Raw genomic sequence first — 17660 nt, forward strand, 5'->3', positions numbered from 1 at the left:
GATCACGGTAACACTCCGGGGTCCCCAGCGGATCCCCGGGGTCGTTCGCTCGGCGAGCGCCCAGGGGCGACTACCGCGAGGCGATGAGTTCGGCGGCGGTCTCGCGGGCCCAGGCGTCGGCGGCCAGCACACCGGGGACGGACAGTTCGCCGAAGTCGGGGCCGTCGGGGCCCAGTAGCCGGTCGACGCAGGCGGTGATGACGTCCACGATGCCGGTGAATGCCAGCTTGCCGGCGCAGAAGGCGTCGACGCAGACCTCGTTGGCGCCGTTGTACACGGCCGGCGCGACACCACCGGCGTTGCCGACCCGGCGGGCCAGTTCGACTGCGGGGAAAGCCTCGTCGTCCAGCGGCTCGAACGTCCAGGCGGACGCCTTCGTCCAGTCGAAAGCGGGCGCGGCGTCCGGCACCCGGTCGGGCCAGGTCAGCCCGAGCGCGATCGGCAACCGCATATCGGGTGGCGAGCACTGCGCGATCGTCGAGCCGTCGACGTACTCGACCATTGAATGCACCATCGACTGCGGGTGGACGACCACCTGAATCGCGTCCAGCGGCACGTCGTACAACAATCCCGCCTCCAGCAACTCCAAACCCTTGTTGACGAGCGTGGACGAATTGATCGTGATCACCCGGCCCATCGCCCAGGTCGGGTGCGCCATCGCCTCATCGGGGGTGACGCCGCTCAGCTCCGCGCGGCTGCGTCCACGAAACGGCCCGCCGGAAGCGGTGAGGATGAGCCGGCGCACCTCGGACTTGCGTCCGGCGCGTAACGCCTGCGCGAAGGCCGAATGCTCCGAATCGACCGCCACGATCTGGCCCGGCGCGGCCGCCTCGGTCACCAACCGGCCGCCGATGACCAACGACTCCTTGTTCGCCAGCGCCAGCGTGATGCCTGCCGCGAGCGTCGCCAGGGTGGGTTCGAGGCCGGCCGCGCCGGTGATCGCATTGAGCACCACGTCGGCCCTGTCGTAGGCGGCCAACCGGGTGGACGCATCCGCGCCCTCCCAGACCTGAATGCCTGGTAGCCGCTCGCGCAATTCCGCCGCTGCCGTCGTGGAAGCGACCGCGACGACCTCGGGCCGCAAGAGTCTCGCCTGCTCGACCAGCAAGCCGAGCGAGGTTCCTCCGGCGGACAGGCCGACCACGTTGAACTGCTCCGGCCTGGCCGAGATGACGTCGATGGCCTGGGTTCCGATCGATCCGGTACTGCCGAGAATCACCACATTGCGCACGGGCTCAGTCTAGGGCCCGGGCCATCCGGGCCTGTGGGCCGACCTTCAGCGCCAGCCATTTCGTCCCCTGGATTGGCGGGGCACTCAGCCGAAATGCCAGGGGCTGGCTTCAGCGCCAGCCACCTCGTCCCGCGCAGCAAGAAACCACGAAGGGCCAGCCGCAACCGCGACTGACCCTTTGTTGGCCGGATAGTGCAACAGGCCCGCTGGTCAGGCCGTCGCAGCCTGCTCGACGGTCATGCCGTAACGAGCCTCGAAGTACTTCTCGATATCGGCGCGCTGGGTTGCCGAACCGCTTCCGGCGCTCTCCCAGCGGCCCTGGCCCCTGACGGCCTCGCTGACGTCTTCGCCCGCAGCGTTCTGAACCATCTGCAGTTCGCCCGTGGCCAGATCGCAGGTGTAGACGTAGGCGGAGCCGGTCGCCGACACGAAGACGTGCCGGACAAAGGTGCCGTTGGCATAGTCGAACAGCGCCGAGTTCTGGAAAGCGTCGCCCGTCGAAGGATCGATCGTCTGGAACAGTGCCGTCTGGGCGGCTGGATCGATGGTGATGTCGAAACCGGTGCCTTCCACGACACCGGCCTGCGGGTCCCGGTCCACCAGCTTGCCGTCCTGCTCGGTGAGAGTGGCGCCCGGCGCGGCCGCCACGCTGGACGAGGCAGCGGCGCTGACGCCGGTGGCTGCCGATGCCGGCTCCGCCGAGGCGCTGACGCCGGAGTCGGCCGACGAGCCGCAGCCCGTCGCGGCCACCCCGATCAGGGCCGCGGCCGCGACCGAGACGAGAATTCGTTTCATTGGGTTTCTCCTTGTGTTACGGACATATTGGGTTGTCGGATGTGATCACGACGATCTTCATCGCTGCTTGTGGTGCAGTTCGGCCGGCATCGTAGAAGGCCACGTTTCCGGGTCGGTATCCCGCATTCGTCTCCTGGGCTGAATGACCGGACGCTGACCGTCCGGGTCGTGGGTAACCCATGAGTCGACTGCGAAGTCTTGGGCGACCGCCGACCACGACAGCGCTTGGTCGGGCGAGCCTTGGCGCAGGACGCGTCCATCACCCATCACCACGCAGTGGTCGCAGTAGCGGGCGGCTTGGGTGAGGTCGTGCAGCACGGCGATGACGGTCAGCCCCATGGTCTGGTTGAGGTCACGTACCAGCTCCAGGATGTCGATCTGGTGCGCGATGTCGAGGTAGGTGGTGGGCTCGTCGAGCAGCAGCAGCTGCGGCTCCTGCGCCAGGGCCGCCGCCAGCCAGACCCGTTGACGCTCGCCGCCCGACAGTGTTTCCACCCGCCGCTCGGCCATCGGCAGTACGCCGGTGCGTGCCATCGCCTGCTCGACCGCCTGATCGTGGGCCGGTGGACGAAGCTGCCACCAGGGCAGATGCGCGTAGCGTCCGTAGCTCACCAGGCGACGCACAGTGATATCACCGGTGATGTGACCGCCCTGCCAGACCACCGCCATCTTGCGTGCCATGGCGGACGCGCTCAGCCGGCTGATCGACTCACCGTCCAACCGGACCTCGCCGTGACTGAGCTTGGTGGCGCCGCACAACGCCTTGATGAGCGTGGTCTTGCCGCAGCCGTTGGGACCGAGAATCGCATGGATGCGGTGCGGCTCGAAATCGAGGCTGATGCCGTGCAGGATCTCATGCCCACCCAGGTTCAAGCGCACCTCGCGGGCGCTCAGGATCGGGGCACTCACATCGCCCTCCTCAACAAGAAGAGGAAGAACGGGACGCCGAGCACGGCCATCGCGATGCCGACGGGGATCTCGATCGGGCTGAACAGCGTGCGCGCAAGGGTGTCGCTGAACATCACCAGGGTGGCGCCGAACAGAATCGAGCCGGGCACCAGGAAGGCGTGGTTGGTGCCGAGGATCATCCGCATGATGTGCGGGACGATCAGCCCGACGAAGCCGAGCAGGCCCACGGCACTGACCGCGCTGGCCGCCAGCAAAGCGGCGATCGCGGTCAACAGGATGCGGTTCGCCTGCACATTCATGCCCATGGAGCGCGCGACATCATCGCCGAGGACGATGACGTCCAGCCTGCGCACGCAGAACAGCGCGGCAGCCAGCGCCAGCAGGCAGTACGGCCACAGCGTGCGCACCTCACCCCAGCCACGCATCGACAACGAGCCATTCATGAACAGCAGCGCGTTCTGCAGCCGGTCGGCGTGGAGCACCATGACCGCGGAGATCCCGGCGCCGCACAGCGTGGACACGGCCACACCGGCCAAGATGATGCGCATCGGCTGGATGCCGCCTTTCCAGGCGAGCACGTAGATGACGATGCAGGCCAGCATCGCGCCGACGAAGGCGAACAGCGGCACCATCAGATACATGCTCGGAAAGGCCAGCAGAATGATGATGCCGAACAGGCCTGCACCCGAGGAGACACCGATGATGCCGGGGTCGGCGAGCGGGTTGCCCATGATCGCCTGCAGAATCACACCCGAGGTGGCCAGGTTGGCGCCGACCATCGCTGCCAGCAGCACCCGCGGCAGCCGGATATCCCAGACGACGCGATGCCACTCGTAGTCGTCCGGCCCGAAGATTCCTTGGAGCACCTGCTCGGGGCTCAGCGGGATGCTGCCGGTACCGACGCCGTAGATGAAGGCGGCGACGAGCAGCACCAGCAGGATCGCGAAGACCATCGTCCGGAACCCAGGACGCGCCTGCACGCGCCCCCAGTCAGAGGACGTGGCGACTGTTTGACTCATCCGGCTCCACCATGACGACGACAGGCTAACATGCGGCAGTTGGGAGGCCTCCGAGAGGGCTCGCGCCGCGGGCGTGACAGCGCGCCCTGCTGGTCACAGTGCGACACGTGACGGCGCGCGGCGCTGGTCACAGTGCGATAACAGCCTGCCGCCGCCGTTGGGCCGGCAACGCGAAGTGAAGTAGCCTCGAGCACGTGGGTCCGATTATCAGCACGAGCAGCAACCGCTGCACCGTCCTGATGATGCCCATGTGCTGCCGGCGAATGCCACGTTGACAGCACGGACCGATCGCTCCTCCCAGCCGGAGTTGCAGCGATTGATGTTTCTCATTGCGCAGAGATCGCTGCGGACCGTGCTGCTGGACGATCAAACCTCCGCTGAACCCGATGAATAGGATTTACCCCATGCGACTTCGTAACCTGCTGACAGCCACGCTGGCTGCCACGCTGCTCACCTCAATGGCTGCCTGCGGTGGCTCGTCGAGCGGCGATGGCTCCGCCGACCCCTCCCAGCCGCTCAAGGTGATGGCCGACGTGATCCCTCACGCGGAGCTCATCCGCGAGGCCGAGACCCTGGGCCTGCTGGGCGACGTCAAGGTCGATGTCACCGAGATCTCCGGTGACGTGGATGTCAATCAGCTGACGGAGGCCGGCGACATGGACGCCAACTTCTTCCAGCATGTGCCCTACCTGAACGACTGGAACGCCAACCATCCCGGCTCCGACCTCGTCCCCGTCGCGACCGTGCACGTCGAGCCGCTCGGCCTGTACTCCAAGAAGGTCACCTCGCTGACCGACGTCCCCGAGAACGCCGTGATCGCCATCCCGGCCGACGCCACCAACCAGGCCCGTGGCCTGTTCCTGCTGGAGGACGCCGGACTGATCAAGCTGAACGTCGACCGCAACGATCCGAACCTCGACTACTCGCAGATCACCGACGCCAACGTCACCGAGAACCCGAAGAACATCTCCTTCGTCAAGATCGACCGCCCGCAACTGGCCGCCTCTCTCGACGACCCGGCCGTGACCTTGTCGATCGTCAACGGCAACTACGCGCTGGAAGCCGGTCTGGTCCCGGCCAACGACGCGCTGATCCTCGAGTCCGCCGAGGGCAACCCGTACGCCAACGTGCTGGTCACCAAGGAGACCATGAAGGACGACCCGCGCGTCCAGAAGCTGGCCGAGGCTCTCGAATCGCCTGAGCTCGCGAAGTTCATCGTCGACAACTACCAGGGCAGTGTGCTGCCGGTGAACGGCTGAGCCGATGATCACTGTCACTAACCTGACGAAGGTCTACGGCAAAGGTGACAAGGCCGTCGCGGCCGTGCAGGACGTCAGCCTGCACGTGCCCGACGGCGGCATCTTCGGCATCCTCGGACGCAGTGGTGCAGGTAAGACGACGCTGATGCGCTGCCTCACCGCACTCGAGCGTCCAACGTCAGGTTCAGTGGAAGTCGCCGGTATCGAGCTCACCTCGCTCAACCGGCCCCAACTCCGCCAGATGCGGCACCGGATGGGGATGATCTTCCAGCACTTCAACCTGCTGGGCAGCCGCACCGCCGCCGCCAACATCGCTTTTCCGCTGGAGATCCAGGGCATCTCGGGTCTCCAGCGCAAGGCGAGGGTGGACGAACTACTGGAGCTGGTGGGACTGAGCGATCGGGCCGGCTCCTATCCCTCTCAGCTGTCCGGCGGCCAGAAGCAGCGCGTCGGTATTGCCCGCGCGCTGGCCGCCGGCCCGCAGGTGCTCTTCTGTGATGAAGCCACCAGCGCTCTCGATCCCGCCACCACGGAGCAGATCCTCGATCTGCTCAAACGCATCAACCAGGAGACCGGAGTGACCGTGGTGCTGATCACCCACGAGTCCGAAGTGGTGCGCCGTATCTGCGACTCCGCCGCCCTGATGGCGAACGGACGCATCGTGGAGCAGGGCCCGCTACTGGAGTTGGTGGCCGATCCCAACTCCCAGCTCGCCGACATCCTGCTGCCCACCGGCGATCCGGCGCTGGACCCCGAGCAGCGCTCAATGGTGCTGACATTCACCGGCAGCCACACGGCCGAGCCGATCATTTCGGGTTTGACCAGGCATTTCGGGTTGGATGTCGCCATCCTCGGGGGATCGGTCGACTGGATCGCGGGTCAGAAAGTCGGACGCCTGCGCGTCGCGCTGACCCACCCCGACGGTTTCTACGACCGGGCCGCGGTCCACCAGTACCTGATCGAGCGGGAAGTGAGCGCGCGGCTATGAAGAAGGCCAGCTGGATCGAGGCATTCCCCGAACTCATGCACGCGCTCGGTCAGACCGCATGGATGGTCGGCGCCTCATTCGTCATCGTCACGGTGCTCGGCCTTGCGCTGGGGGTCGTCCTGCGACTCAGTTCGCCCGACGGACTGAACCCGCAGCCGGTGATCTATCAGGTGGTCGGCGCGATCGTGAACATCGCTCGCTCGCTGCCCTTCCTGATCTTGATGATCGCCTTGCTCAGCTTCACCCGCTGGCTGGTCGGCACCGCCTACGGCCCGACCGCGGCAGTGGTGCCGCTGTCGGTGGGGGCGATCCCGTTCTATGCCCGGGTCGTCGAGTCGGCCATGCGCGAAGTCGCGCCAGGCAAGATCGAAGCCGCCCAGGTGATGGGCGCCAATACCTGGCAGATCGTCCGCAAGGTGCTGCTCCCCGAGTCGCTGCCCGGTCTGATCTCGGGCGCCACGCTCACGCTGGTCACCCTGATCGGCTATTCGACGATGGCCGGTGCCATCGGTGGCGGCGGCGTCGGTGACTTCGCCATCCGGTACGGCTATCAGCGATTCAATGGCGAGGTGCTGCTGGTGGCGGTCATCGTGCTCATCGCGATCGTCCAGCTGGTGCAATCGATCGGAGACGGCATCGTCCACCGGATGGCTTACCGGCGAGGATGATTGCCCGCGCGTCCCGAAACTGTCAGGCTTGCAGGAGGCCGTGAGTTTGGCCATCGGGAGGAGAACGCGATGAAGACCCCCTACGGTGCGTGGCGTGCCAGCTATGTTCATGGACGATGGACGGTGCTGAGCGGACCGACCTCGATGGTCGTCTTGGAACCCGCACCCAGCAGCGCCGCCGGTTTCATCGCTCGCCTGTGGGCCCAGCTGCTCGACTGCGCCTCGATCGGCGAAATCGTCACGACGCTGACCAGTCACGGACTTGATCAGATGCCCAATCTCGGAGTCTTCTTTTGGGACGACGATCGGCTGCACTGCCTGCTGCGTGGCTCGCTGACGGTCTTCGATGCTGCCACCGATGCCGAGCTCGCCTCGGGTGCCGGCGCGCGCACCTGGTACGAGACCACCCTCAGCGCGCGGTCGGTGCAGCTGCCGCTGGACGATACGGCCGGCTCCGGTGATCTGCTGGAGCTGCCGCTGGTCGTCGGCGCGGTGCAGGCCGCCTCGGTCTACTTGGACGCCCAGCCCGTGGCCGCCGGCTCGCCGGCCGCGGCCGCTGAACCCGCCGCCGCTTCCCATCCTGCGGCTGCTCCGGAACCAGCCGTCGTTCCCGAGCGTGCAGCTGTTCCCCCAACCGTGGTCGCCCCGGCACCTGCCGTCGCACCCCAACCCGTGGTCGCCCCGGCACCTGCGGTCGTCCAAGCACCTGCGGTCGCCCCGGCACCTGCGGCTGCAGATGAGCCGACGTTCGCTCCGGTGGAGAACTCGGTGAACCTCTACGACTCGGTCTTCGGCGAACGGCTGATCGTGCCGCCGGTCTTCCCTGATTCCGAACCGGAGGCCGATGTCGCCGCCGCCCGGAGCGAAGGCGTCCACCGGCCGCGGACCGACCAGCCGGACACCGACGAGCCTCGGCCCGACCAGCCGCACGCTGACCAGCATCAGGCCGAGGAACGGGCAACCTACGCGGCCGAGGAGACCATCGACGCGGCACCGCAGTATTCCGAGCCGGTGTTCCGGGCACCCGAGTACTCCGAGCCCGTGGTCCGGGCGCCGGAGTATTCCGAACCCATCGTCCCGCCGCCCCCGCCTGCCTTCGCGACCGTGATCGAGCCCGAGATCGCGGCCGAACCCGCGGTGTCGTCCGCCCCGGAGCCCGAACTTCCGCCGATGCCGGAGATCCCTGCCGCGGTCGGCCGCGAACCCACGCAGGTGCTCGGCCAGCGTCCCCCTTACGCTCCCGGTCAGGAGCCGGACGCCGAACCCGGGCAGTTCATGGGTGCCGCCGGCCAGCCACTCGGCTCGTCGGGAACCACCGGCCCCTGGGGCGCCGCGGGCTTCGCGGGCCTCCAGCCCCCGCCGCCGGCCGCGCACCTGCCGGCAGCCATTCTGCTGACCGCGGCCGGCGAGCGTGTCGCGCTGACCGGCCCGATGTTGATCGGCCGGGCGCCCGCGAGCGATTCGGGCGAGCAGCTGCTGCGCGTGCCGAGCCCCAACCATGACATCAGCCGTACCCATCTGCGGATTGCGCCGAAGAATGGCCGCTTCGAGGTGACCGATATGAACTCCACCAACGGCACCATCGTGGTCTTCCCGGACGGCCGCTCGGTGCACCTGGTGCAAGGCCAGAGCATCGACCTGGTGATCGGCGGCGCCATCGATCTGGGCGATGCGCAGACCATCTCGCTGCTGGCCCCCCAGTAAGCGGGCCTTCCCGGGGGTCGTTCCGGGCGCCGGTGATCCCGTGCTCCGGCACCCGGCAATCGGTTCGCTCCCGGGCCGGCAGTCGCTCCGGGGTGAGCCACCGCGACGCCACTGAATCGTCACGCTCGCGTTCCAACGGAGGCGAGCTGGTTTTCGGCGAGCGGCGGTCTACCGTTGATAGAGCACGAGAGAAGAGGCGCCTCAATGGATTCCGACGCGGTGGAGATCGAGCATCTGACTCATGTCTTCCGGGCACGCAAGCATGCCCCGCACATCGCCGTGGACGACCTCAGTCTCACCGTGGCGCACGGGGAGTGCTTCGGCCTGCTGGGACCGAACGGCGCCGGCAAGACCACCACGATCCGGCTGATCAACACCCTGCTGCCCGTCCAGACCGGATCGGTGCGGGTCTTCGGTCATGATGTCGCCCACCACCCGATGGCGGTGCGCGCGCTGATGGGTTATGTGCCTCAGCAACTGTCCATCGAGAGTGCCCTGACCGGACGCGAGAACGTCGAATGGTTCGCCAGGCTCTTCGACATTCCCCGCCGCGAACGCCGGGCCAGAGTGGATGCGGTGCTCGAGATGATGCAGCTGACCGAATCCGCCGACCGGCTGGCCTCCACCTATTCGGGCGGGATGGTGCGTCGACTCGAACTCGCCCAGGCGCTGGTGAATCGTCCGGCACTGCTCGTGCTGGACGAGCCGACCGTCGGCCTCGATCCGGTCGCCCGTGACAGCGTGTGGGGCCATGTCCGTCAGATGCGCGAGGAGTTCGGCATGACGGTGCTGCTCACCACGCATTACATGGAAGAGGCCGACATGTTGTGCGATCGGATCGCGATGATGAACCGCGGACGACTCTCGGCGCTGGGCAGCCCGGACGACCTGAAGCGTGCCGTCGGCCCGCGAGCCACCTTGGAAGATGTCTTCCGGCACTATGCCGGTGCCGATCTGAACGACGACAGTGAGGGAGGACTGGCCAGTGTCCGTCAAGGCCGCCGTACCGCCGGACGTCTGGGTTAGCCGCGGGCCGCTCGCGACCATCCGGGTGACGTTCTCGCGCATCATCACCTTCTGCCTGGTCGAACTGCAGAAGCTGAGCCATGACCGCACCGAGCTGTTCACCCGCGCGATTCAACCCATCCTGTGGCTGGGCATCTTTGGCACCACGTTCTCCCGTGTCCGGGCGATCCCGACCGGTGACGTGTCCTACCTGGCCTTCATGAGTCCGGGGGTCATCGCGCAGTCGGGCATGTTCGTGGCGATCTTCTACGGCATCCAGATCATCTGGGAGCGTGACGCCGGAATCCTGGCGAAGCTGCTGGTCACTCCCACCCCGCGGGTCGCTCTGGCGGCGGGCAAGGCATTCGCGGCCGGTATCCGGTCGGTGGCGATCGCGCTGGTGGTGATCGCGTTCGCGTTGATCATTCGCGTCGACCTGACCTTGAATCCGTTGAAGTGGCTGGCTGCCTGCGGGGTCGTGATGCTCGGCTCGGCCTTCTTCTGCTGCCTGTCGCTGTGCATCGCCGGGCTGGTCCTGCACCGGGATCGGCTGATGGGTATCGGGCAGGCGATCACGATGCCGCTGTTCTTCGCTTCCAACGCCCTTTACCCGATCGAGATGATGCCGAGCTGGGTGCAGGTGCTGGCGCGGGTGAATCCGATGAGCTACGAGGTGTCGATGCTGCGCGGACTGCTGTTGGGCCAGCCGACGAACTACCTCGCCGATCTCACGGTGCTGATCGTGGCTGGCGTCGTGGGCATCGCCGTGGCAAGTTCCCTGATGGGCCGGCTGTCGCGCTGACCGCAGGCGATTCACGCACCGATCGCATGATCCGGGGCCGGTTTATCGCGGGCGAGGAGCCAGACCCGGAAGTTGGGTAGGGCTGTCTGCAGGCCCCGCGGATAACCCGACCCACGATCGGGGTTGCGGCGATCAGCCCTCCAGATCGGGGTTGTGCGGCACCGGAATCCGCGAGAAATGCAGGTGCGAGCGGCTGGCGGTGGGCCCGCGCTGGCCCTGGTAGTGCGAGCCGACGCCGGCGGAGCCATAGGGGTGGGCCGCCGGCGAGCTCAGCTGGAAGAAGCACAGCTGGCCGACCTTCATGCCCGGGTACAGCTTGATCGGCAGCGTGGCCATATTGCTGAGCTCGAGGGTGACATGGCCCGAGAACCCCGGATCGATGAACCCCGCAGTCGAGTGGGTGAGCAGCCCCAGCCGACCCAGCGACGACTTGCCCTCCAGGCGGGCCGCGATGTCGTCGGGCAGGGTCACATACTCATAGGTGGCCCCCAGCGCGAACTCACCAGGATGCAGGACGAAGGGCTCGTCACCGTCGGGGGAGACCATCCTGGTCAGTTCCGACTGGTCGGCGGCCGGGTCGATCGCATCGTATCGATGATTCTCGAAGATGCGGAAATACCGGTCGAGCCGGACATCGATGCTGGCGGGCTGCACCATGGCTGCGTCCCAGGGATCGAGGCTGACACGTCCCGCCTGGACCTGAGCGCAGATGTCGCGATCGGACAAGAGCATGTAGGCAATCTATCGAACTGCCAAGCGATAACCGAACCAGGATCGCTTGGCAGTCGACTCTGCCTACCTGCTCACAGCTCCAAGCCGGGGTACAGCGGATGGTTGCCCAGCAGCTCGTCCGCAGCGGCCTGGGTGCGCTCGGCGACACCGTCCGCGATCGTGTATTTCGCCTTGCCCGGTGCGCCTGCCGAGGTCATCACGGGCTTGGTGGCGGCCAGCGCGTCGGCGATCAGCCCGGCGACCACATCCATATCGGAAGTGGTGAAACCGCGGCTGGTCAGCGCCGGGGTGCCCAGCCGAATGCCCGAGGTATACCAGGCGCCGTTCGGGTCGCGCGGGATCGAGTTGCGGTTGGTCACCACACCCGAATCGATGAGCGCGCCCTCGGCCTGGCGTCCGGTCAGCCCGAACGAGCTGGCCACATCCAGCAGCACGATGTGGTTGTCGGTGCCACCGGTCACCAGCGTCGCGCCGCGCTTCAGCAGCCCCTCGGCCAGGGCCTTGGCGTTGTCGGCGATCTGCTGGGCGTAATCCTGGAAGGAGGGCTGCCGGGCTTCGGCCAGCGCGACGGCCTTGCCGGCCATCATGTTGCCCAGTGGTCCGCCGAGCACCATCGGGCAGCCCCGATCCACGTCGTCGGCGAATTCCTTGGTGGCCAGCACCATGCCGCCGCGCGGCCCGCGCAACGACTTGTGGGTGGTGGTGGTGACGATCTGGGCGAACGGCACCGGGTTCTCGTCCCCGGTGAACACCTTGCCGGCCACCAGCCCCGCGAAGTGGGCCATGTCCACCATCAGCACCGCGCCGACCTCGTCGGCGATCTCGCGCATGATGGCGAAGTTGATGCGCCGCGGGTAGGCGGAGTACCCGCCCACCAGGATCGCCGGCTTGAACTCCTTCGCCTGCTTGCGCAATGCGTCGTAGTCGAGCAGCCCGGTCACCGGGTCGGTGCCGTAGCTGCGCTGGTCGAACATCTTGCCGGAGATGTTGTGCCGGAAACCGTGCGTGAGATGGCCGCCGGCGTCCAGGCTCATGCCCATCAACCGCTGGTTGCCGAGCGCATAACGCAGCTCGTCCCAGTCGGCCTGATCGAGGTCGTTGACGGTCTTCGCGTGGTACTTCTCCAGAGCCGGACGCTCGACCAGGTGCGACAGGATCGCCCAGTAGGCGACCAGGTTGGCGTCGATGCCGGAATGCGGCTGGGCGTAGGCGTACTCGGCGCCGAACAGTTCGCGAGCGTGCTCGGCGGCCACCGACTCGACGGTGTCGATGTTCTGGCAGCCTGCGTAGAAGCGGTGACCGATGGTTCCTTCGGCGTATTTGTCCGACAGCCAGGTGCCCAGACCCAGCAGCGTCGTCAGCGACGCGTAGTTCTCGGACGCAATGAGCTTCAGCGAATGCCGCTGGTCGTGCAGTTCAGCCTTGATCGCCTCGGCGATGCGTGGTTCGGTCTGACCGACAAGGGTCAGCATTGCTTGGTAGGCGGTGGTGGCGAGGGCAGCAGAGTCGGTCACGGGCACTCCAGATAGAAGGGGACGAAACGCCCCCTTAGTCTACCGCTGCGCTACGGTGGCGCGCTGCACGCCGGGCGCCGCTTTCCGGCGCGCGCCCCAGCCGCTGCGGCCGCTGCTGTTTATTGCCCCGCAGCGGTTGCCGGCTCGACCGTGTCGAGGCTGGTCTCGTCGCGAAGCGAGCGCTCCTTGACGCTGGCGATGTGGTCGTACATCGCCTGCTGGGCCGCCACCAGGTCCTCGGCCTCCACGGCCGCCAGGACCGCCGCATGCTCGGCGACCGCCAGCTCGGAGTCATTGATGCCGCGCCGCACCGACTGACGCAGCCGGTGCATGTGGGCTGGCAGCTGGTCTGCGGTGTTCTGCAGGTAGACGTTGTCGGTGAACCGGAAGATGGTGTTGTGGAAGCCCCAATCGGCGTCCATATACTCGCGGTAGGCATTCATCGTCGACTTGTCGGGGACGATCCCCGCCACCGCTCCGGCCGCCTTCACATGCTTGGCGTGCGCCTTGGCCAGCACCGGCTTCAGTTCCTGCACCCGGCGGAACGCCAGCGCGAGCGCGCCCGGCTCGAGGATCAGCCGGGTGTCGCACAGCTGCGCGATCTGGTCGGGGGTCAGCGGCGGTGCGACCCGGTAGCCGCGCAGGGGCGCGCGAGTCACCAGCCCGGTACGCTCGAGATGAACCAGGGCCTCACGCACCGGAGTGGGGGAGACCGCCAGCTCGCTGGCGAGCCCGTCGATGCTGAGCGGGGCTTCGGGTAGCAGCGCACCCGACATGAGCATGTCGACCAGGGATTCGTAGACGGTGTCGCGCAGCACCTTGCGTTCCAGGGGCCTGACTCTTGGCTGGGCCATCGCATTCTGCCTTTCGTTCGGGGGTGGCGCCTTCGATTACATCACGACGCCGATATGCCAAGGCTGAAATTCATTGCGTCCGTAGCCGAGCGATTCACTGCTCGACGGGGTGCCGCTGGCGAGATCGAGCAGCGCGTTGTAGATCTCGAGGCCCTTCTCGGCCACGGCGACACCGTCGGAGAAGATCGGTCCGCAGTTGATGTCCATATCGTCAGGCATCCGGGCTGCCAGGGCGTTGTTGGTGGCCACCTTGAGGGTCGGCGCCGGCGCCGTGCCCAGTGCCGAGCCCCGTCCGGTGGTGAAGCAGATCAGGTTGGCGCCGCCGGCGAGCAGGCCGGTCACCGACACCGGGTCGTAGCCCGGGGTGTCCATGAAACCCAGGCCGGGCTGGTCGATCTGCGCGGCGTAGTCATAGACCGCCTCCAAGGGAGCGTGCCCCGACTTGGCGACCGCACCGAGCGACTTCTCCAAGATGGTGGTGATGCCCCCGGCCTTGTTGCCCGGCGACGGGTTGGCGTCCATGGTGGCACCGAGGTTGGCGGTGTAGTCCTCCCACCAGGCGATCTTGTCCATCAGGCGCCGCGAGGTCGCCTCGCTGGTCGAGCGGTGCACCAGCAGCGATTCCGCGCCGTAGATCTCGGGGGTCTCGGCGAGCACCGATCGTCCACCCTGGGCGACGATCAGGTCGGACGCGTAGCCCAGCGCGGGATTGGCCGTCAGCCCCGACAAGCCGTCGGAGCCGCCACAGTTGAGCCCGAGCACCAGCTCGCTGACCGGACGCTCGGTGCGCACGAACGAGTCATTGACCCCCGGCAGCATCTTCTTGATGCCTTCCAGGGCCGCTTCCACGGTCGCGCGGGTGCCGCCGGTGGCCTGGATGGTCATGCGTTCCTGGGCGACACCGCGGCGGGTGTGGATCTGCTTGATCATCAGATCGACCTGATTGACCTCGCAGCCCAGGCCGATGACCACCACCCCGCTGACGTTGGGGTGAGTGGCGAAACCGGCGAGGGTGCGCTGCAGCAGGTCCAGGCCATTGGTGGCCATCCCGCAGCCCATCCCATGAACCAGCGGGATGACCCCGTCGATGTTCGGGTAATCGTCCAGCAGGCCGCGGCGGACGGCCTCGTTGGCGACGATCTCGCAGACGTTGGCCGAGCAGTTCACCGTCGACAACACCGCAATGTAGTTGCGGGTTGCGGTGGTGCCGTCGTTGCGGCGCACCCCCATGAAGGTGGTTCGTTCCGGTGTGGCCGGCGGCGTCCAGGCATGGTGGTCGAGGTCGGAGGCCTTCGGCTTGTGGTGGCTCGAGAAGATCAGATTGTGCACATGGACGTGCTGTCCGGCCTTGATGGGCTGCAGCGCGACACCGATCTGATAGCCGTACTTGGTGACCGGCTCGGCCTCGGCGACGTCGTGCAAGGCGATCTTGTGACCCAGCGGAATGACATCGAGCACCGGGATCCGGGCGTCGCCGACCGACAGGATCTCGCCCGGAAGGAGTTTGCGACGCGCCACCGCGACATCATCGGCGTTGTTCAGCACCAGAACTGCGTCATCGGACGCCATCCTCATCATCCCCCAAGGTCATGCCACGGATAGCTGCATCGGCATCCGTCGAACCGTTTCGCTGCGAGAAATCATATCAAATATTGGCTGGGAGTGAGATTTGGGGAGGTCGCCGACAGCCAATGCTGCCCTTCGCAGCAGGCGCCCGGCCGCAGTCGCCAAGGCTGCCGCTGCGGGTGCTGCGGGAGCGGTCCGGGCCGTGTGCCGGCCGGGCTCAGTCGGTGAAGTCACCCCGGGAGCGGGCCACTTCGTACAGCGAGATGGACGCGGCCACCGAGGCATTCAGGCTCTCCACCTCGCTGGCGATCGGGATCCGGGCCAGCACATCGCAGCGCTCGCGGGTCAGCCGGGCGAGCCCGGCACCCTCGGATCCGACGACCAGCAGCACCGGGCCGTCGGCACCCGGCACGCCGGCGATGTCGGTCTCGCCCTCGCCGGCCAGCCCCACCACCGTGAAGCCGGCCTTGGCGGCGTCCTGAAGCACCCGGTTCAAGTTGGTGGCCTTCGCCACCGGAACCCGGGCGAGCGCGCCCGCGGACGATTTCCACACCACCGCGGTCACCGAGGCGCTGCGGCGCTCGGGGATGATGACGCCGTGCGCCCCGAACGCGGCCGCCGACCGGACGATCGCGCCCAGGTTGTGCGGGTCGGTGATCCCGTCGAGGGCCACCAGCAGCCCGGCGCGGGTCTCGTCGTTGACCGCATCGGCGATCAGATCACCCGGATACGCGTACTCGTAGCTGGGCAGTTGCAGCGCCACGCCCTGGTGCACGGCTCCGCCGGTGAGCCGGTCGAGTTCGGCGCGGGTGGTCTGCAGCAGCGAGATCGAATGCTCGGCCGCGTAGCGGAAGATCTCATTGAGCCGGTCGTCGCGCTCGGCCCCTTCGGCCACGTAGGCGGTCTTGATTGGTAGGCCGGCGGTCATCGCCTCCAGCACCGGGTTGCGTCCGACCACCCAGTCGGCACCCGCGCCCTTGCCCTGCGCGCGGCTGCGGTTCGCGCCACTCTTCCCCGACTGCGATCCCGAAGTTCCGGTTGACTTGCCCTTATAGGCCTTGTGGTAGACGCGGTCCTCCGCCTTGGGGGTGGGCCCGCGTCCGGCCAGGCCACGTTTGCGCCGCCCGCCCGACCCTACTTTGCGTTCTGTCGCCACGATGTCTCCTCACCGGCTCCAGCGGGCGCCATCGGCGGTATCCGCAATTGTCAGGCCGAGCGCGGTGAGCTGATCGCGGATCGCGTCGGCAGCCGCCCAGTCCTTGCGCGCACGTGCCTGTGCGCGTTGTTCCAGTAGCAGTTGGACGAGTCCGTCCACGATGTCGGCGAGGTCGCTGCCGTCGTGCGATCCCGCCCAGGCCGGGTCGAAGGGCTCCAGTCCGAGCACATGCAGCATCGCGCGCACCTGGGTGAGCGTCAGCTCGGCGGCCTGCTTGTCGCCGGCGTCCAGATAGCGGTTGCCCTGCCGGACGGCCTCGAAGATCACCGCGACGGCAGCCGGGGTGCCCAGGTCGTCGTCCATGGCCTCGACGAAGGCGGTGGGCAGCTGGCTGAAGTCGAAGACGAACTCGCCGCTCGCGCCGGCCCGCTCCAAGAAGGAATCGATGCGTTCCAGCTGCGCGCTCGCCTCGTCCAAAGAGGTTGGGCTGAATTCGACGGCCGACCGGTAGTGCGGGGCGGCCAGGTAGAGCCGCACCGCGCGGGCCGGGTACTGCTGGGTGACCTCGGTGACCACCGTGCCGTTGCCCAGCGACTTGCTCATCTTCTCGCCGGCCATCGTCACGAAGGCGTTGTGCATCCAGTAGCGGGCGAATCCGTACCCGGCCGCCCGGGACTGGGCCAACTCGTTCTCATGATGAGGGAAGCGCAGATCCAGGCCGCCCCCGTGAATGTCGAACTCGGCGCCCAGATACTTCAGGCTCATCGCCGAGCATTCCAGATGCCAGCCCGGACGCCCGGCTCCCCACGGGGCAGGCCACGACGCAGTCGTCGGTTCGTCGGGCTTGGTGCCCTTCCACAGCGCGAAATCGCGCGGATCGTGCTTGCCGCGGGGATCGGCGTCGGCGGCCGGAGCCATGTCCTCGATCCGTTGATTCGACAGTTCGCCGTAGTCGGGCCAGGAATGCACGTCGAAGTAGACGTCGCCGGAGCCGTCTTCGGCCACGTAGGCGTGGTCGCGTCCGATGAGTTTCTTGATCAGCTCGATCATCTCGGGGATGTGCCCGGTGGCGCGCGGCTCGTAGCTGGGCGGCAAGCAGCCGAGCGCCTGATAGGCACGGTGCAACTCGAGCTCGACCGAATAGGCCAGTTCGTACCACTCCATGCCCAAGGCGGCGGACTTGGCGAGGATCTTGTCGTCGATGTCGGTGACGTTCGCCACCACCTTCACCTCGAAGCCCTCGGCAGTGAGCCAGCGCCGCAGCACGTCGAAGACGACCTCCTTGCGGATATGTCCCAGATGCGGGGCCGACTGCACCGTCAGACCGCAGTGGTAGATCGACACCTTTCCCGGGTTCAGGGGGATGAACTCGGTGACCGCGCCGATACGTTCGTCGAAGAGATGAAAGCTCACAGGGTGGAGTTTACTTGTCAACCGTGGGCCTGTCGCGCACGCTCA

16 protein-coding genes are annotated in these 17660 nt (G+C 67.1%); 6 read left to right on the top strand and 10 right to left on the bottom strand.

What is annotated here, in order from left to right:
* Positions 1 to 70: 70 nt before the first annotated feature.
* The 4 genes from dxr to QUE25_RS08320 all read right to left on the bottom strand — a co-directional run bounded on the left by dxr (position 71) and on the right by QUE25_RS08320 (position 3954).
* On the bottom strand, positions 71 to 1231 hold the full coding sequence (dxr, locus tag QUE25_RS08305) for a 1-deoxy-D-xylulose-5-phosphate reductoisomerase (RefSeq protein WP_286263937.1): 1161 nt from the start codon (positions 1229 to 1231) through the stop codon (positions 71 to 73).
* 210 nt (positions 1232 to 1441) lie between these two features.
* Positions 1442 to 2026, bottom strand: coding sequence for a hypothetical protein (locus QUE25_RS08310; protein WP_286263939.1), 585 nt, complete (start codon positions 2024 to 2026; stop codon positions 1442 to 1444).
* Positions 2027 to 2083: 57 nt separating this feature from the next.
* The gene (locus QUE25_RS08315; RefSeq protein ID WP_286263941.1) at positions 2084 to 2935 is read right to left on the bottom strand and encodes an ABC transporter ATP-binding protein; all 852 of its coding nucleotides are present in this window, start codon (positions 2933 to 2935) and stop codon (positions 2084 to 2086) included.
* Positions 2932 to 3954 carry a FecCD family ABC transporter permease gene (locus QUE25_RS08320; RefSeq protein WP_425332697.1) on the bottom strand — a complete coding sequence of 341 codons (1023 nt, stop codon included), beginning with the start codon at positions 3952 to 3954 and terminating at the stop codon, positions 2932 to 2934. The genes QUE25_RS08315 and QUE25_RS08320 overlap by 4 nt, the downstream gene beginning before the upstream one ends.
* A gap of 404 nt (positions 3955 to 4358) precedes the next feature.
* Between QUE25_RS08320 and QUE25_RS08325 the strand changes: the two genes are divergently transcribed.
* From QUE25_RS08325 to QUE25_RS08350, 6 genes are all read left to right on the top strand, one after another.
* The gene (locus QUE25_RS08325) at positions 4359 to 5213 is read left to right on the top strand and encodes a MetQ/NlpA family ABC transporter substrate-binding protein (protein WP_286263943.1); all 855 of its coding nucleotides are present in this window, start codon (positions 4359 to 4361) and stop codon (positions 5211 to 5213) included.
* Positions 5214 to 5217: 4 nt separating this feature from the next.
* Positions 5218 to 6201, top strand: a complete 984-nt coding sequence (locus tag QUE25_RS08330; RefSeq protein WP_286263945.1) for a methionine ABC transporter ATP-binding protein — start codon at positions 5218 to 5220, stop codon at positions 6199 to 6201.
* Positions 6198 to 6869, top strand: a complete 672-nt coding sequence (locus QUE25_RS08335) for a methionine ABC transporter permease (protein ID WP_286263947.1) — start codon at positions 6198 to 6200, stop codon at positions 6867 to 6869. The genes QUE25_RS08330 and QUE25_RS08335 overlap by 4 nt, the downstream gene beginning before the upstream one ends.
* A gap of 69 nt (positions 6870 to 6938) precedes the next feature.
* Positions 6939 to 8573, top strand: a complete 1635-nt coding sequence (locus QUE25_RS08340) for an FHA domain-containing protein (protein ID WP_286263948.1) — start codon at positions 6939 to 6941, stop codon at positions 8571 to 8573.
* A 204-nt stretch (positions 8574 to 8777) separates the two neighbouring features.
* Entirely contained in the window at positions 8778 to 9599 is an 822-nt protein-coding gene (locus tag QUE25_RS08345) for an ABC transporter ATP-binding protein (protein ID WP_286263950.1), read from the top strand.
* Entirely contained in the window at positions 9559 to 10380 is an 822-nt protein-coding gene (locus QUE25_RS08350) for an ABC transporter permease (protein ID WP_286263952.1), read from the top strand. The genes QUE25_RS08345 and QUE25_RS08350 overlap by 41 nt, the downstream gene beginning before the upstream one ends.
* Positions 10381 to 10512: 132 nt before the next feature.
* On the opposite strand, the gene dcd is transcribed toward QUE25_RS08350, so the two are convergent.
* The 6 genes from dcd to cysS all read right to left on the bottom strand — a co-directional run bounded on the left by dcd (position 10513) and on the right by cysS (position 17615).
* Positions 10513 to 11112: a dCTP deaminase gene (dcd, locus tag QUE25_RS08355; protein ID WP_286263956.1), complete on the bottom strand. Its 600-nt coding sequence runs from the start codon at positions 11110 to 11112 to the stop codon at positions 10513 to 10515.
* A 71-nt stretch (positions 11113 to 11183) separates the two neighbouring features.
* Positions 11184 to 12626 carry a glycine hydroxymethyltransferase gene (locus QUE25_RS08360; protein WP_286263958.1) on the bottom strand — a complete coding sequence of 481 codons (1443 nt, stop codon included), beginning with the start codon at positions 12624 to 12626 and terminating at the stop codon, positions 11184 to 11186.
* Positions 12627 to 12745: 119 nt separating this feature from the next.
* Positions 12746 to 13480, bottom strand: a complete 735-nt coding sequence (locus QUE25_RS08365; RefSeq protein WP_286263960.1) for a GntR family transcriptional regulator — start codon at positions 13478 to 13480, stop codon at positions 12746 to 12748.
* Positions 13481 to 13516: 36 nt separating this feature from the next.
* Positions 13517 to 15049 carry a UxaA family hydrolase gene (locus QUE25_RS08370; protein WP_286263961.1) on the bottom strand — a complete coding sequence of 511 codons (1533 nt, stop codon included), beginning with the start codon at positions 15047 to 15049 and terminating at the stop codon, positions 13517 to 13519.
* A gap of 214 nt (positions 15050 to 15263) precedes the next feature.
* Positions 15264 to 16202 carry a 23S rRNA (guanosine(2251)-2'-O)-methyltransferase RlmB gene (gene rlmB, locus QUE25_RS08375; protein ID WP_286263963.1) on the bottom strand — a complete coding sequence of 313 codons (939 nt, stop codon included), beginning with the start codon at positions 16200 to 16202 and terminating at the stop codon, positions 15264 to 15266.
* 9 nt (positions 16203 to 16211) lie between these two features.
* The gene (cysS, locus tag QUE25_RS08380) at positions 16212 to 17615 is read right to left on the bottom strand and encodes a cysteine--tRNA ligase (protein WP_286263964.1); all 1404 of its coding nucleotides are present in this window, start codon (positions 17613 to 17615) and stop codon (positions 16212 to 16214) included.
* Between the last annotated feature and the right edge of the window lie 45 nt (positions 17616 to 17660).

It is taken from the genome of Brooklawnia propionicigenes (assembly GCF_030297015.1).
Classification (GTDB): Bacteria; Actinomycetota; Actinomycetes; order Propionibacteriales; family Propionibacteriaceae; genus Brooklawnia; species Brooklawnia propionicigenes.

Bases quoted from the DNA above. Each gene is read 5' to 3' on its own strand.
- QUE25_RS08330 (WP_286263945.1), top strand. From the start codon at position 5,218: ATGATCACTGTCACTAACCTGACGAAGGTCTACGGCAAAGGTGACAAG.
- QUE25_RS08365 (WP_286263960.1), bottom strand. From the start codon at position 13,480: ATGGCCCAGCCAAGAGTCAGGCCCCTGGAACGCAAGGTGCTGCGCGAC.
- QUE25_RS08335 (WP_286263947.1), top strand. From the start codon at position 6,198: ATGAAGAAGGCCAGCTGGATCGAGGCATTCCCCGAACTCATGCACGCG.
- QUE25_RS08325 (WP_286263943.1), top strand. From the start codon at position 4,359: ATGCGACTTCGTAACCTGCTGACAGCCACGCTGGCTGCCACGCTGCTC.
- QUE25_RS08310 (WP_286263939.1), bottom strand. From the start codon at position 2,026: ATGAAACGAATTCTCGTCTCGGTCGCGGCCGCGGCCCTGATCGGGGTG.
- QUE25_RS08340 (WP_286263948.1), top strand. From the start codon at position 6,939: ATGAAGACCCCCTACGGTGCGTGGCGTGCCAGCTATGTTCATGGACGA.
- QUE25_RS08345 (WP_286263950.1), top strand. From the start codon at position 8,778: ATGGATTCCGACGCGGTGGAGATCGAGCATCTGACTCATGTCTTCCGG.
- dcd (WP_286263956.1), bottom strand. From the start codon at position 11,112: ATGCTCTTGTCCGATCGCGACATCTGCGCTCAGGTCCAGGCGGGACGT.
- QUE25_RS08370 (WP_286263961.1), bottom strand. From the start codon at position 15,049: ATGGCGTCCGATGACGCAGTTCTGGTGCTGAACAACGCCGATGATGTC.
- QUE25_RS08320 (WP_425332697.1), bottom strand. From the start codon at position 3,954: ATGAGTCAAACAGTCGCCACGTCCTCTGACTGGGGGCGCGTGCAGGCG.